This is a genomic window from Streptomyces europaeiscabiei (assembly GCF_001550375.1).
GTDB classification, from domain to species: domain Bacteria; phylum Actinomycetota; class Actinomycetes; order Streptomycetales; family Streptomycetaceae; genus Streptomyces; species Streptomyces europaeiscabiei.
The window spans coordinates 1-14,042 of record NZ_LRTR01000468.1 but is presented as its reverse complement, the minus strand read 5'-3'; the positions used below and the strand labels follow the sequence as shown (position 1 = coordinate 14,042).

General features: G+C 72.1%; 13 protein-coding genes. 8 read left to right on the top strand and 5 right to left on the bottom strand.

Features of this window, described 5'->3' with window-relative positions; genetic code table 11:
• The first annotated feature begins 138 nt into the window (after positions 1-138).
• Together AWZ10_RS22790 and AWZ10_RS22785 are read left to right on the top strand one after the other, a co-directional pair.
• Positions 139-948 (top strand): polysaccharide deacetylase family protein, encoded by an 810-nt coding sequence (locus AWZ10_RS22790; protein ID WP_046705020.1) that lies wholly within the window; start codon positions 139-141, stop codon positions 946-948.
• A complete protein-coding gene (locus AWZ10_RS22785; RefSeq protein WP_060891931.1) occupies positions 941-4,816 on the top strand; it encodes a lipopolysaccharide biosynthesis protein in 3,876 nt (1,291 codons plus the stop codon). The genes AWZ10_RS22790 and AWZ10_RS22785 overlap by 8 nt, the downstream gene beginning before the upstream one ends.
• 84 nt (positions 4,817-4,900) lie before the next feature.
• Here AWZ10_RS22785 and AWZ10_RS22780 read toward each other — a convergent pair whose 3' ends face one another.
• Positions 4,901-6,319, bottom strand: coding sequence for a GH39 family glycosyl hydrolase (locus AWZ10_RS22780; RefSeq protein WP_046705026.1), 1,419 nt, complete (start codon positions 6,317-6,319; stop codon positions 4,901-4,903).
• A gap of 223 nt (positions 6,320-6,542) precedes the next feature.
• Here AWZ10_RS22780 and AWZ10_RS22775 point away from each other — a divergent pair, with 223 nt between their 5' ends.
• Positions 6,543-7,637 carry a DUF5925 domain-containing protein gene (locus AWZ10_RS22775; protein ID WP_060891930.1) on the top strand — a complete coding sequence of 365 codons (1,095 nt, stop codon included), beginning with the start codon at positions 6,543-6,545 and terminating at the stop codon, positions 7,635-7,637.
• A 50-nt stretch (positions 7,638-7,687) separates the two neighbouring features.
• Positions 7,688-8,458: a DUF72 domain-containing protein gene (locus AWZ10_RS22770; RefSeq protein ID WP_046705022.1), complete on the top strand. Its 771-nt coding sequence runs from the start codon at positions 7,688-7,690 to the stop codon at positions 8,456-8,458.
• 105 nt (positions 8,459-8,563) lie between these two features.
• On the opposite strand, the gene AWZ10_RS22765 is transcribed toward AWZ10_RS22770, so the two are convergent.
• Positions 8,564-8,932: a GntR family transcriptional regulator gene (locus AWZ10_RS22765; RefSeq protein ID WP_046705023.1), complete on the bottom strand. Its 369-nt coding sequence runs from the start codon at positions 8,930-8,932 to the stop codon at positions 8,564-8,566.
• Positions 8,933-9,003: 71 nt separating this feature from the next.
• Here AWZ10_RS22765 and AWZ10_RS22760 point away from each other — a divergent pair, with 71 nt between their 5' ends.
• Together AWZ10_RS22760 and AWZ10_RS22755 are read left to right on the top strand one after the other, a co-directional pair.
• Positions 9,004-9,933, top strand: a complete 930-nt coding sequence (locus tag AWZ10_RS22760; protein WP_060891929.1) for a GNAT family N-acetyltransferase — start codon at positions 9,004-9,006, stop codon at positions 9,931-9,933.
• On the top strand, positions 9,914-10,426 hold the full coding sequence (locus AWZ10_RS22755; protein ID WP_060891928.1) for a ribonuclease FAU-1 family protein: 513 nt from the start codon (positions 9,914-9,916) through the stop codon (positions 10,424-10,426). Before AWZ10_RS22760 ends, AWZ10_RS22755 begins: the two co-directional genes overlap by 20 nt.
• Positions 10,427-10,476: 50 nt before the next feature.
• On the opposite strand, the gene AWZ10_RS22750 is transcribed toward AWZ10_RS22755, so the two are convergent.
• Positions 10,477-11,136, bottom strand: a complete 660-nt coding sequence (locus AWZ10_RS22750) for a class I SAM-dependent methyltransferase (protein ID WP_046705025.1) — start codon at positions 11,134-11,136, stop codon at positions 10,477-10,479.
• Between the two features lie 99 nt (positions 11,137-11,235).
• On the opposite strand from AWZ10_RS22750, the gene AWZ10_RS51560 reads away from it, so the two are divergent.
• Positions 11,236-11,409, top strand: a complete 174-nt coding sequence (locus tag AWZ10_RS51560) for a hypothetical protein (protein WP_159015061.1) — start codon at positions 11,236-11,238, stop codon at positions 11,407-11,409.
• Positions 11,410-11,483: 74 nt separating this feature from the next.
• On the opposite strand, the gene AWZ10_RS22745 is transcribed toward AWZ10_RS51560, so the two are convergent.
• Together AWZ10_RS22745 and AWZ10_RS22740 are read right to left on the bottom strand one after the other, a co-directional pair.
• Positions 11,484-11,948, bottom strand: coding sequence for a GNAT family N-acetyltransferase (locus AWZ10_RS22745; RefSeq protein WP_060891927.1), 465 nt, complete (start codon positions 11,946-11,948; stop codon positions 11,484-11,486).
• Positions 11,945-12,715 carry a dienelactone hydrolase family protein gene (locus AWZ10_RS22740; protein WP_046705258.1) on the bottom strand — a complete coding sequence of 257 codons (771 nt, stop codon included), beginning with the start codon at positions 12,713-12,715 and terminating at the stop codon, positions 11,945-11,947. Before AWZ10_RS22740 ends, AWZ10_RS22745 begins: the two co-directional genes overlap by 4 nt.
• A 282-nt stretch (positions 12,716-12,997) precedes the next feature.
• Here AWZ10_RS22740 and AWZ10_RS22735 point away from each other — a divergent pair.
• A partial coding sequence (locus tag AWZ10_RS22735) for a lytic polysaccharide monooxygenase (protein WP_060891926.1) occupies positions 12,998-14,042 on the top strand: 1,045 nt, incomplete at its 3' end.

The window sequence follows — 14,042 nt, the reverse complement described above, 5'->3', positions numbered from 1 at the left end:
CGCGATCGTCGCGGGGGTGGCGGCGGCGGCCGGGGGGTACGTTGTCGGGAGCGTCCGGGCGCGCAGGGGTGATGTCACGTTCTCGGTCGGCGAGATTCCGGGCGGCGCGGCCGGCAAGGGGGGCGAGGGGGGCTCGTCATGAGGGAAACAGCGGCGGCGGCAGCCGTACCGATCCTGATGTACCACGCGGTGTCCGCCGCGCCGAACGAGGCCACCCGGGACCTGTCGGTGACCCCGGAGGCGTTCGCGAAGCAGATGGCGCTCATCGACGACCTGGGCTTCACACCGGTCGACACGGCCGGTCTGGCGGCGGGTTGGCGTCTCGGTCGCCCGCTGCCCGCCCGGCCCGTACTGATCACCTTCGACGACGGCTACGAGGGCGTGCACCGCCACGCCCTGCCCGTCCTCGCCAAGCACGGCTTCGCGGCCTCGCTGTTCGTCACCACGGGCTGGATCAAGGGCCCGTACGACAACGGCGACGCCCTCGACACCATGCTCGGCTGGGACCAGGTGCGCGAACTCGCCGACAACGGCGTGGAGATCGGCGGGCACAGCCACACCCATCCGCAGCTCGACATGCTGGACGACGACCGGCTCCGGTTCGAGCTGCGACGCTGCCGGAGAATCGTGGCCGACGAACTGGGCACCCGGCCCGTCTCGTTCGCCTACCCGTACGGCTACTCCAGCCGCCGGGTGCGTGTCGCGGTGCGGGAGTCGGGGTTCGCCCAGTCGCTCGCCGTCGGCAACGCGCTCGCCCGGCGTGCGCAGGGCCCGTACGCGCTGCGGCGGGTCACCGTGCGGCGCTCCACCAGAACCGAGGAGTTCGAGCAGCTCGTCGAGGGCCGCGCGATCGCCCGCAACTTCGCCCGGGACCGTGCCCTGACCAAGGGGTACGCCATGGTCCGAAGAGCACGACAGGTCCGGAAGGCCATCCGTTCCCGTGTCTGACACGACGACCACCACGGCACAGCAGGCCGGGAACACCACGACCGAGGACACCGAGCGGAAGTCCGGCTCCGGCCGCAGGCTGCGACTGCCCGGACTGGGCAGGGGGGCGGGGGGCGACCAGCTGTTCCGCAACGCCTACGCCCTGATGCTGAACACCGGTATCTCGGCCGTGCTGGGCCTCGGCTTCTGGCTGGCCGCCGCCCGCTACTACACCGAGGCCTCGGTCGGTCAGGGCTCCGCCGCGATCGCCGCGATGAAGCTGCTCGCCGGCCTCACCGCGCTGACGCTGACGGGCGCCCTGGCCCGGTTCATCCCGGTCGCGGGGCGCGACAGCGGCCGGCTGATCTTCCGCACGTACGCGGGCAGTTCGGTGGTCGTGGCGCTCGCGGCGGGCGTGTTCCTGCTGACGCTGGGCCTGTGGGGGTCGTCGTACAGCTTTCTGCACGATCCGCGGAGCGCCGTGTTCTTCGTGCTCGCGGTGGTCGCCTGGTCGGTGCTGACGCTCCAGGACGGGGTGCTCACCGGGCTGCGCAGCGCGGTGTGGGTGCCCGTCGGCAACACCGTGTTCTCGGCGGTGAAGCTGGTGCTCCTTGTGCTGTTCGCCACCGCGGTCCCGACCATGGGTGTGTTCGTGTCCTGGGTGGCGGCGATCGCGATGTCCGTGCTGCCGCTGGGCTGGCTGGTGTTCCGGCGCCTGATCCCGAAACACGTGAAGGCCACCGCGGACCACGCGCGCCCGCCGTCGCTGAGGGAGATCGGCCGCTTCCTCGCGGGCGACTACACCGGCTCGCTGTTCTCGCTCGCGGTGGTCTATCTGGTCCCGGTGATCGTCGCCGCCCAGGTCGGCTCCGCCGACAACGCGTACTTCTACATCACCACCACCATCGGTGGCACGGTCAACCTGCTCGCCATCAACATGGGCGCCTCGCTGACCGTCGAGGGCGCGCACGACCCGGCACGCCTCGCCGCCAACACCCGGGCCGCGCTGCGGCGGATGGCCCGGATCATGCTGCCGGTGTGCGCGGTGCTGTTCTTCGGGGCGCCCTGGATCCTGGCCGTGTTCGGGCAGGCCTACGCGGACGCGGCGACACCGCTGCTGCGCTGGTTCGCGATCGGCGCGGTCCTGCGGGTCGTCATGGAGACGTACTTCGCGGTGCTGCGCGCCCAGAGCCGCACGGCCGGACTCGCCTGGCTGCAGGGCCTGCTGTGCACCCTGGTCCTCGGGCTGACCCTGGTCCTGCTCCCCCGTATGGGGCTGACCGGGGCGGGGGTCGCCGAGATCTCCAGCCTCGCGGTGATCGTGCTGATCGCCGCGCCCCGGCTGTACCGGATCCTGCGCGCCGCCGGTCCCGCCGAGGTGCCCGCGGACGCGGCACCGGACGGCGACCTCGCCGACCTGGACCGGGTGGCGTCCGCCGCGAGGAAGCAGAGCGGCGCCTGGAGCCGGCGCCTCGACTCCGACACCCTCGCCCTCGGCGTCCACCTCGACTTCGACCACCTGGAACGCCGCCCGGACGTCCGTCCCGGCCCCGGCACCCCGCCCACCGGGACGGCGTCGCCGCGCAAGGACCACCGGCCGGCCTGGGCCCAGGACCGGCCGACCCGTCCGCTCGGGCTGCCACCCTCGCCGGGCCTGCCGGTGGAGGTCCGCGAGCCCGGCTCGGAGTCGTCCCTGGGCCCGGCGGAGGTCCCGGAGATGGACACCCCGTTCGAGGAGGCCGTACGGGAGGCGGTCTTCGTCACAGAGGCCGAGGAACTGGAGGAGCCCGTACGGGAGCCGGCCACACCCCCGGCCCGAGCGGTGCCGGCCGCCCAGGATGCGCCCCGGGTGCCGCTCCGCGAACGGCTGCCGCACCCCACGATCACCGGGGTGGTCCTCGGCCTCCTGCTGCTCTGCGCGCTCCTGCTCTACTGGGTGCCCGCGCTGAGGCTGGACGACTCCGACCTGGACCGGATGGGCGGGCTCGGCCTGATCTCCGTACTGCCCACGCCGACGCTGGTCGGGGCGGGCCTGCTGGCCGTGGTGTTCGCCGCGCTGCTGTGGCCGGCCCGCGAGCACCGGGGCCTGCTGCTGATCACGCTCCTGGCCACCGTCCTCTCGCTGCACGCGCTGCCCGCCGTGATCGAGGCCGAGCCCCGGTTCGCGACGGCCTGGCAGCACCTGGGCTTCATCGACTACATCGAGCGCACCGGCTCGGCCGTACCCGATCTGGACGCCCGCTGGAGCTGGCCGGGCTTCTTCGCGGCGGCCGCGTTCGTCGCCGAGGCCTGCGGGATCAGCGACTTCACCGAGATCATCCGCTGGTGGCCGACGGCGATCCAACTCCTGTATCTGCCGCCGCTGTTCCTCCTCGCCCGCCATATGCGGGCGGGCTGGCGGGCCAGGTGGGCGGGCATCTGGATCTTCGTCCTGAGCGGCTGGGTGGGCCAGGACTACTTCTCCCCCCAGGGTTTCACCTACCTCCTGTATCTGGCCTTCGTCGCGATCCTCCTGGTCTGGTTCCGCGCCCCGCACATGCTGTGGGGCAGGGTACGCCCGGGCGAGGCGGAGGTGGAGCCCACCGACCGCCGCCAACGAGCCGTGCTGCTCATGGTCCTCGTCGCGCTGTACGCGGCGACGGTCCCCGCCCACCAGCTCACCCCGTTCGTGATGCTGGGCGTCCTCGCGGCCCTCGTCCTGACCGGCCGTTCCGAACTGCGCGGCCTGCCGATCCTCTTCGCCGTACTGGTCGCCGTCTGGGTCGGCTACCTCGCCGAGCCGTACTGGTCGGGTCACTTCGACGAACTCTTCGGCGGCGTCGGCGGCGTCGGCGGCAACGTCACGTCCTCGGTATCCGGCCGTATCGGCGAGGGCAGTTCGACGCACAAGCTCGTGCTGTACGCCCGCGTCGCCCTCGCCGGCTCCGTCATGCTGCTGGCCTGCTACGGCTTCTGGCGCCGCCGCGCGAACAAGTACCGCGAACGCTCCCTGCTCGTCCTGACCTTCGTACCGTTCCTGGGCTTCGGCATGCAGTCGTACGGCGGTGAGATGGCCCTGCGGGTCTTCATGTTCGCCCTGCCGGGTGCCGCCCTGCTCGCGGGCCTCGCCCTGTTCCCGCGCACCGGCGTCACCGCCGAGGAACGCGACAAGGACCGGAGGAACCTCGCCCCACTGGCCGCCCTCATGGCCGGCCTCGTCCTCATGGCCGGCTTCCTGGTCGCCCGCTGGGGCAACGAGCCGTTCGAGCGGGTCCGTCCGGGCGAGGTCGCCGCCATGGAGTACGTCTACGCCCACGACGACCCGACCGTACGGCTCCTCTGGCTGAGCGACGACCCGGTGAACAGCGTGACGCCCGCGATGCCGTGGGGCGCACGGGACATGGAGAAGGTCGAGTACGTGCCGACGCTCGCGCCGAGCGACCCGGTCCTGGTGTCCGGCCTGGCCAAGGCGCTGAAGAACGCCGGCGCCAACTCGTATCTGATCGTCAACCGCAGCCAGGTCACCTCGCTCCAGATGGACTCCGGCTACTCCCGGAACTGGGGGGCCCGGCTCATCCGGAACCTCGACGAGCGCGACGACCTCGAGCGGGTCTTCTCCCACACCGACGCCACGATCTTCGCCCCGCGCGACCGGACCGGAACGGCTCCGGCCCCCGATCCCGGCCCGATCGGCCCCCAGGTCACCTGGACCCCGTGGTCGGTCGTCGGCGGCCTGGCGGCGATCGCCCTGATCGTGCTGCTGAGCGTCCGAGAGGTCGTACGGGTGGCGGCGCGGCCCGGTGTCCGCCAACTCCACTGGCTCCAGGGCAGCTTCTGGTTCAGCCTGCCACTGCTGGCGCTGTTGCTGGCGTCATTGGTGCAGAGGTTCTTGACCATGGGCGCGCCATAGTGCCCTGAAGGGGCGCGGGGCCGTATCGATGTGCGGCTCCGCCGCGTGGGCGCGACAAGCCCCCACCGGCCCGCGGTTCCCCGACTACCTTTCGAGCCACTTCGTCTCGTACGCCCCCATGTCGAACTTCTCACCATCGACATCCGCACTGATCTTGCGGTCGAGCGTATTGACCACAAGCACAGCCTTGTCATCGGCGAGCACCCGCACATTGGGCTTGTCGTCGGCGGCCACAGACACCGTCTCGTACTTCGTCCCCGGCGGAAACTCCTTGCTGAACCGCGACAACAGCCCATACATGGGCAACTCCCGCCCACCATCGCTCTTGTCCGTCGGAGTCCACAGACACCCGGGGCACTCCCCGCTCTTCTCCTCCGGATTCCAGTAGAACCCGGAGGTCGCCCCACCCCTAGCCATGGCCATCAACCCCGAGGCCTGGACGGCAACGCGCCGGTTCTCGGACCAGCCATGGCGGTTGTCGTCGCCGTCGGCCGGTTCGACGTAGTACTCGGCCCACCACAGCGGCAGACCGCCAGAGCGTTCCCGCACCCACTCGCTCACGGCCGTGAACTTGTCGGTCGCCGCGAACTCGTCGGGGACCAGATCGTCGTCCTTGGTGTAACTGGACCCGTCCACCACCACGAAGTCCGCGCCGGCCCGGTTCTTGTTCCAGTAGTCGAACGCGTCGAGGATCCGCTGGTCCATGGCACCCCACGGCCCCTTCAACGACGTCGACGCGTCCTGCTCCTGGCGCGGGTCGACGCTGTCCATGACGAGATACGGCCCGCCGACCATGATGTCCTCGTCGACCTTCTTCAGGGCCCTGTAGACGAGGTTGTACAGCTCGGTGTACCCCTCGTAGTCCCAGCGGGCCTCGCTGTCGTTCCAGAAGCCCTTGAACTCGTTCCAGACGATGAAGTGCCGCACGTCCGGGTAACGCTTGGCGACGGTCGCGGCGAGGGCGGCGTAGTCCGCGAAGTGCTCGGGCTCGGGCGCGGTCTCCAGCGCGGCCTGACTCCAGTCGGTGCTGTCGGCGCCGGACCTGCCGCCCTTCATCCAGTCGGGAGCGCAGCACAGGGTGACGACGGGGGTGCCGCCGGTGGCGCGGACGAAGTCGATGCGCCGGTCCATCTCCTCGAAGTCGTAACGCCCCTTGACCGGTTCGGGGTTGTCGGCGCCCCAGCCCATGATGTGCTGGATCTGTGGCAGGGGCTGCTCGCCGAGACGTTCCTCGACGCGCTCCACGGCCGACTTGATGCCCTCGTCCGCGCTGAACTGGGTGTGGGTGAAGCCCCAGCCCACGTCGGGCCCGGTGTCCCCGGACGGGGTGGCGGGCGTGCCGTGCACCTTGTCGCCGTCGCGCGTGGTGCCGGCGGTGCTGCCGCCGTTCCCGGGAAGTGTGTTGAGCAGGGTCACGACGAGCGCCAGAGCGGCCGCCCCCACGCCGAGCAGCGCGGTGAGCCGCCACCGCCGGTCCCCCGATTTCCACCCATGACGTCCCATCATGGGCAACAGTAACCGGGCGGACCCGTGGTGGGGGAGGTTCCGCCGGTGAACTCCGGGCAACCGGACCGGCCGTGTGGCCGACCGTGGCCGGGGAGCGCGGGCTTCCGCCCGCATCACCGGCGCACCACGGAACGGGGCGGGGAAGAGCCGGGGGCCTGGGCAACCGGCGCACTGCGGAAAGCGGGTGCACGGGGAGCCCTGGGTGACGGATCATGGCGACATGTCTGCCAACCCACACGACGCACTGCCGATCCGGCTCAACGTCGACGACAGCGACTCACCGTCCGATGTCGTCGACGCGCTGTTCCTCGGCCGTTTCGCGACGGGCGAGCAGCCGTACGCGCACGCGGCGAACATCGACCGGGTACGGTCCGGCGCCACCCTGCTGCCGCCGGGCGCCCGGGTACTGCGGGCCGCGCGGGACGACGACCGCAGCGCGACCCTCGCCGAGGGCGACGGCTGGACCGTGCTGATCTCCCGCTGGAACCGGGGCGCCGACGTCACGGTCACGGCGACCACCGCCGAGCTGGCGGAGAAGGTGCTCGGCCAGGCCACCGACGGCGCGGCCGACGAGCCCGAGCCGCAGCCGGAGAACGTGACGATGGGCTTCTGGTACGTCTCGCCGCGCCGGGGCCCGCACCGCACGACCCGGCAGATCTCGGCGGGCACCTGGGAAGAGGTACGGCCGAACTACACGGCGCCGGTGGCGGACGCCATGGACCACCTGATGAAGACGACCCCCGAGGACATCGCGGGCCGCCTCCTGCTGCTGCACGGCCCGCCCGGCACCGGCAAGACCTCCGCGCTGCGCACGCTGGCCCGTTCCTGGCGGGACTGGTGTCAGGTCGACTGCGTCCTGGACCCCGAGCGGCTCTTCTCCGACGTCGGCTATCTGATGGACATCGCGATCGGGGAGGAGGACTCCGCGGGCAAGGGCCGCTGGCGCCTGCTGCTCCTGGAGGACTGCGACGAACTGATCCGGGGCGAGGCCAAGCACACGGCGGGCCAGGCGCTCTCCCGTCTGCTGAACCTCACGGACGGCCTCCTCGGCCAGGGCCGCAACGTCCTGGTCGGCGTCACCACCAACGAGGACCTGGAGCGCCTGCACCCCGCCGTGGTCCGCCCCGGCCGCTGTCTCGCCCGGATCGAGGTGGGCGCCCTGACCCGCGCGGAGGCGGTGGGCTGGCTCGGCACGGACGAGGGCGTCGGCCGCGAGGGCGCGACCCTGGCCGAGCTGTACGCACTGCGTCGCGGCACGTCACCGACGTCGGTGCCGGAACCGAGGGGCGGGGCGGACGCGGGCCTGTATCTGTAGTGCTCCGCGGTGCTTCCGCGGTGCTTCGCCGGTGGTGGTTCGATGGACTCATGACCCTGTTCGTCGGCACGTCGGGGTGGCAGTACCAGGACTGGCGGGGCGTCCTCTACCCGGAGGGGTGCCCGACCCGGCTGTGGCTGGAGGAGTACGCGGCCGGCTTCGCCACGGTCGAGATCAACAACGCGTTCTACCGGCTGCCGACGCGGGAGAACTTCGAGGCGTGGCGGGACAGGGTGCCCGGGGATTTCGTGGTCGCGGTGAAGGCGAGCCGGTACCTGACCCACATCAAACGGCTGCGGGACCCCGAGGAGCCGGTGCACCGCCTGATGAGCCACGCGCAGGGCCTGGGCGACCGGCTGGGCCCGATCCTGCTGCAGCTGCCGCCGACGCTGCGGGCCGACGCGGACCTCTTGAACACCTGCCTGGGCTGCTTCCCCTCCGGCACCCGGATCGCGGTCGAGCCCCGCCACGACTCCTGGTGGGTCCCCGAGATCCGCGAGGTCCTGGAGTCCCACGGCGCGGCCCTCTGCTGGGCCGACACCCACTCCCGCCCGGCCACCCCCCTCTGGCGCACCACCGACTGGTCCTACCTCCGCCTCCACCAGGGCCGGGCCCACCCCTGGCCCCACTACGGCCGCCGGTCCCTGTCGACCTGGGCCACCCGAATCGCCGACACCTGGCCCGCTACCGCCGATGTACACGTCTACTTCAACAACGATCCCCACGCGGCGGCCGTGCAGGACGCGACGACCTTCGCGAGGGCGGCGCGAAGAGCGGGCCTACGGCCGACACGGACACCGGAACGGCCGCCGCGAACCTGAGCACCGCCTCGTCCGCCGCGACACCTGCGCGAACCTGAGCACCGCCTCGGGCCCACGGCGGCGAATGCGGGCGGCGCGGACCGGCGCGCACCCCGACTCGGCGTTCTACACCGCGTACGCGGCCCGCAGGGCGTCCCGGGCCGCGGCCAGGGCCTCCGCCTCGCTCAACCCGAGCCGACGCACCCGCTCCGCGTACGCCGCAGCGGCACCCGCGGCCTCGCGCTCCGCCGCGGAGCCGGCCGCGGCCACGAACGTCCCGTTGCGCCCCCGCGTCTCGATCACCCCGTCCGTCTCCAGCGCGCGATACGCCTTGGCGACGGTATTGGCCGCCAGCCCGAGCTGCTCGGCGAGCCCCCGTACCGTCGGCAGCCGGTACCCCACGGGCAGCGCGCCGGAGCGGGCCTGTTCCGAGATCTGGGCGCGCACCTGCTCGTAGGGCGCGCCCCCCTCCACGATGCGAATCTTCAAGGTCACGCGGCGATTGTCCCGTACCCACCGGAAATTCGGAGGCATCCCACCGTGCGCCCCACGTACCGTGCGCACACATGACACTGATCGTGCGCGACCTCCGCGCCGCCGACCCCGCGGATGCCGAGGCCTTCGTCGAGGTACGACGCCTGGCCCTGCCCTTCATGGTCAGCACCGCCGAGTCCGTGCTCCACGACGCCACGCAGGCGACCCCCGAGGCCCACTACCAGCAGCTGGTCGCCGAGGCGGACGGCGAGGTGATCGGCACGGTGCAGACGGGCATCGCCGACGACAGCCCCGTACCCGGCCAGGGCTACCTGAACGTGTACGTGCACCCGGACCATCTTCGCCGGGGTGCCGGCGGCCTGCTGGTGCGTGCCGCCGAGGAGCGGCTGACGGCGGTGGGGGCGAAGCGGCTGCTGTCATGGGTGCTGGACACTGCGGAGAACCGCGCGTTCGCCGAGCGGCGCGGCTACGCGCCCAGCCGCTCCGCGCACTTCCTCCGCCTGGACCTGGCCCACGGCACCCTCCCCCCGCTCCGGACCCCGCCCGACGGCGTCGAGCTGCGCACGGCCGCCGACTTCGCCGACGACCCACGCCCCCTGTTCGACCTGGACGCGGAGGCCTCGGCGGACGAGCCCGGCGACCTCCACGCGGAGTTCGACGACTACGAGCTGTGGCTCGCGGAGACCTTTCGCCATCCGCTGCTGGACCACGCCCTGAGCACTGTGGTCGTCGTGGACGGCACGCCCGCCGCGTTCACGGCGGTCCGCACGGACGGCCAGGACCGCTACTTCACGGGGATGACGGGCACCGCCCGCGCCTTCCGCGGCCGGGGCCTCGCCAAGCTCGCCAAGAACGACTCCCTGCACCGCGCCCGCGCCGCCGGCTACACGGAGGCGTTCACGGGCAACGACACCGACAACGGCCCGATGCTCGCGGTCAACAAGTGGTTCGGGTACGAAGTGTGCGCGACGGAGGTGCGCTGTGTCCGTGAACTCGGCTGAGCCCGCAAACGAGTCGCACGACGTGGACGTCGTCCTGCTCAAGGCGGGCCGTACGAAGATCCGTTACCCCGCGCGGCTGCTGAGCGACGACGGCACCCGGATCGTGGTCCACGCCCGCTGGGCGACCGCCGGCGTACGGGACTTCGGCTTCGTACGGTTCGGGCCCGGTGACGTCTTCACCGAGTACTACTGGCGCGACCGGTGGTACGCCGTGAAGGAGGTCCGTGACGCGCGGGGCACGCTGAAGGGCTGGTACTGCGACATCGCCAGGCCCGCCACGCTCTCCGGCGGGGAACTCGTCGTCGAGGACCTCGACCTGGACCTGTGGCGCTCCGCCGACGGCACGACCGTACTGCGACTGGACGAGGACGAGTTCGAGGAGAGCGGGCTCTCGGAGAGCGACCCGCAGGCCGCGGCGGCCGCCGTGGCAGCCCTGGACGAACTGGAGGTGCTCGCCACCACCGAAGGCGGCCTGGAGTCGCTGCTGACGTAGACGGCACGGGTGGGGGTGGCGGTGATGCGGCCGGCTCGGACGCGGGGCGGTCACAGGCGGGCCACCACCGCGTACCGCTCGTCCTCGACCGTCCTCCCCCACAGCCGCGCGTCGTCCTCCAGCCGCACCACCGCCGCGTCGGACACGAGCGGCGCGAGCAGCCCGTACAGCCGCTCGGCGGCGATGCCGACCGGGCTGACCGTGCCCCACACCCCCTCGACCAGCACGAGCCGCCCTCCGGGACGCAGCAGTGCGCACCAGCGGCGCAGGACGCGGCCCGGGTCGGGCAGGGTCCACAGCACATGGCGGACGAGGATCACGTCGAACCGCTCCTCCCCCACGGGCGGGGCCGCCGCGTCACCGACGAGGAACACGGCGGGGTGTCCGGCGAGTTTGGCGCGGGCGAGGGCGACCATGGCCGGGGAGGCGTCCACCCCCGTCACCCGGTGCCCCTGCCCGGTCGCGAGGAGTGACAGGCTGCCGGTGCCGCAACCGAGGTCGAGCACGTCACAGGCGCGATGCGGCAGCCAGTCCCGCAGCCGGGCCGCCCAGGCCTCCCGGACAGCGGGTTCCCGCAGGCCATGATCGGGTTCGTCGTCGAAAGCGGGCGCTTCCGCGTCCCAGTCGATGCTCTCCGGAGAGTCATCTGCCGCCGGTTTATTCGGTGTTCGAAGGGCCGGGGAGGTTTCACCGTCGTCGATGTTGGTCATGCCGCCAGAGTGACACCTGCCACTGACAGTCCAGATGGTGACAGCCGCCACTGACAGAGCACGAACGATGAGTAACGCTCCCGGAAAAGGTCTACTTCCGTGAAAACGCGGAACCCGGTGGACCGCAAGGAGGCAGCCATGCGCCGTACGACCGTGCAGAAGCCCCTGAGGAAGTCCACGTCCCGCCAGGTGCGGGACGAGGCCGACGAACGCCCCGTCGAGCGCCGGGAAGTGCGAAAGGACATCGCACGCACCTGGTGGCCGGACGGCTGAGCGCCCGCGCCCCAGCCCGCCCGCCCACGCGAAACCGACGCCCGCCCCCTCCCGATGAATCCCGACGAGTCCCGTCAGGCGAGCCTCTTGCGGTAGTGGATCCGGTCATACGGACCGTCCACCCGGCGCTCCACGACCTCGTACCCGAATTTCGGGTAGATCTCCTGGTTCTCCCACATCAACGCGTTCGTGCACAGCCTGACCTCGGGCAGGCCGAGGTCACGCGCGCGGGTGTCCACGAATTCCAGCAGCCGCCGCCCGACGCCCCGACCGTGGGCGTCGGGACGGACGGCGATGATGTCGAGGAAGAGATGGTCCTCGCACGCCTCGACGACCACCAGCCCGATCACCGGATTCCCGGTGACGAAGACCCGTCCCGCCCCCACGTTCGCCGCGTGGTCCGCCTCCATGGGCTGCGGCACCCGTCCGATGCGCTCGATGTAGGGGTGGAAGGCCGCGTCCGTCACGGCCCGCACCGCGGCCACGTCGGCCGTACTCGCCGCCCTGACGACGGTCTGCTCGCCCGGGACCTCCGTCATGACCGGGGCCGGGACAGATTGCGGTCCAGCAGGTCCAGCAGCGCGGTCCAGTGGCGTGCCGTCGCCCCGGCGTCGTAGGCGGCGGTGTCGGCCTGGGTGTAGCCGTGCGAGGCGCCCGCGTAGACCTCGGTGCGGTGGCGGACGCCCGCCTCGGTGAGTGTCTTGTCGAGCAGGTCGATCTGCTCCGCCGGCAGGGACGGGTCCTCGTCGGCATGGCCGAAGTACACCTCGCCGGTGATCCGGGCCACCGCCAGGTGCGGGCTGTCCGGGGCGTCGGTCGCCAGGCGCCCGCCGTGGAAGCCGGCCGCGGCGGCCACCCGCTCCGGGAAGGCACCGGCGGTGTGCAGGGCCAGCCGGGCGCCCATGCAGTACCCGGTGATCCCGACGGGCCCGGCGGCGGCCCGCGGGCTGTCGGCCAGCCATTCCAGGTAGGCCGCCGCGTCCCTCAGCGCCAGTTCCGGCGTCAGCGTCAGCATGACCGGGAGGATCTGGTCCCATATCTCCGGACGCGCGGCCGGGTCGATGAACTCGGGCAGGTCGAACACCGGGGTCCGCCCCGACCGGTGGAAGACGTTGGGCACGAGGACCGTGTATCCGGCACCGGCCAGCCGGTCGGCCATCGCCCTCAGATGCGGTCGCAGCCCGAACGCGTCCATGTAGAACAGGACCGCCGGATGCGCGGCGTCGTCGTCGGGGTGGACGAGGTAGGCGTCGGCGGTGCCGTCCTGGGTGGCGATGTCCACGGTGGTTCCGCGTACGGCGGTCATGGGCGCTCCTCATTCTTCTCTGCGACTGGTCCTCGACCTGTCGTCAACTGACGCGAGCGACCGCATTGTTCCGCGCCCGAGTAAGAAACGGATCACCGGCCGGGACGGGAACCCCCGTTCCTGTGCCCTCGGTTAGCCCCTCCTTAACTCCACCATAAGGATCTCCCGCGCCCACCCTCAGCAGGCGATTTCACGGTTTCTTGGGGCTAGCTTGCTGATCGCCCCCGGCGCCCGGGACCGACCCCCGGAGCCGTCCAGGACCGTTTCGAGGAGTGCCCCGCCATGCCCGCTGCCCGCCGCAAGGCCGCCGCGTTCGCCACCGCCGGTGTCGTCGGTGCCGCCCCCCTCGCCCTGACCGCGTTGGCCGCGGGGCCGGCCGTGGCGCACGGTTCGATGGGCGACCCGGTGAGCCGGGTGGCGCAGTGCTACGCGGAGGGCCCCGAGAACCCGAGGTCGGCGGCCTGCGCGGCGGCCGTCACGGCCGGCGGCACCCAGGCGCTCTACGACTGGAACGGCGTGCGGATCGGCGACGCGGCCGGCCGCCACCGGGAACTGATCCCGGACGGCGAGCTGTGCAGCGCGGGCAACGAGGCGTTCGCAGGTCTCGATACGGCCCGCACCGACTGGCCGGCGACGAGCGTACGCGCCGGCTCGTCCACCTTCAGGTACCGGGTGACGGCCCCGCACAAGGGCACCTTCGAGGTGTACCTCACCAAGGCCGGCTACGACCCGTCGCAGCCGCTCGCCTGGGACGACCTCGACCTCGCGAACCCGGTCGCGACGGCCACCGACCCGGCCGCGTCGGGCGGCTTCTACACGTTCTCCGGCACCCTCCCGCAACGCTCCGGCACCCACCTGCTGTACGCGGTCTGGCAGCGCTCGGACAGCCCGGAGGCGTTCTACTCCTGCTCGGACGTCACCTTCGGCGGCACGTCGGCCCCGCCGAGCGCGTCCGCCCCCTCCGAGGGGCAGATCGAGGACGGCACCGACGAGTCGACCGTCGAGCACGGCGGCCACGGTGACGACGACGCGAGCACGACGACGGACCCGGCACCGAAGGCATCGGCCGGGGAGTCGGCGAAGGGGGCCGCGAGGACCGCCTCCGACGACGCGTCACCGACCGTGGGACCGACGAGCGACGGGTCGGCCGCAGGGGCCGTCCCCGTCGGCCTCACGGAGCCCGCCGGAGCCAAGGACGGCCTCGCCGACACCGGTGGCGAGGGCATGACCCCGTACGTGGCCCTCGGCGGCGCGGCCGTGCTGGCCCTCGGCTCCTCCCTCCTCTTCGCCGCGGCCCGCCGCCGCGCCACGACCGGCGGCCGGCACG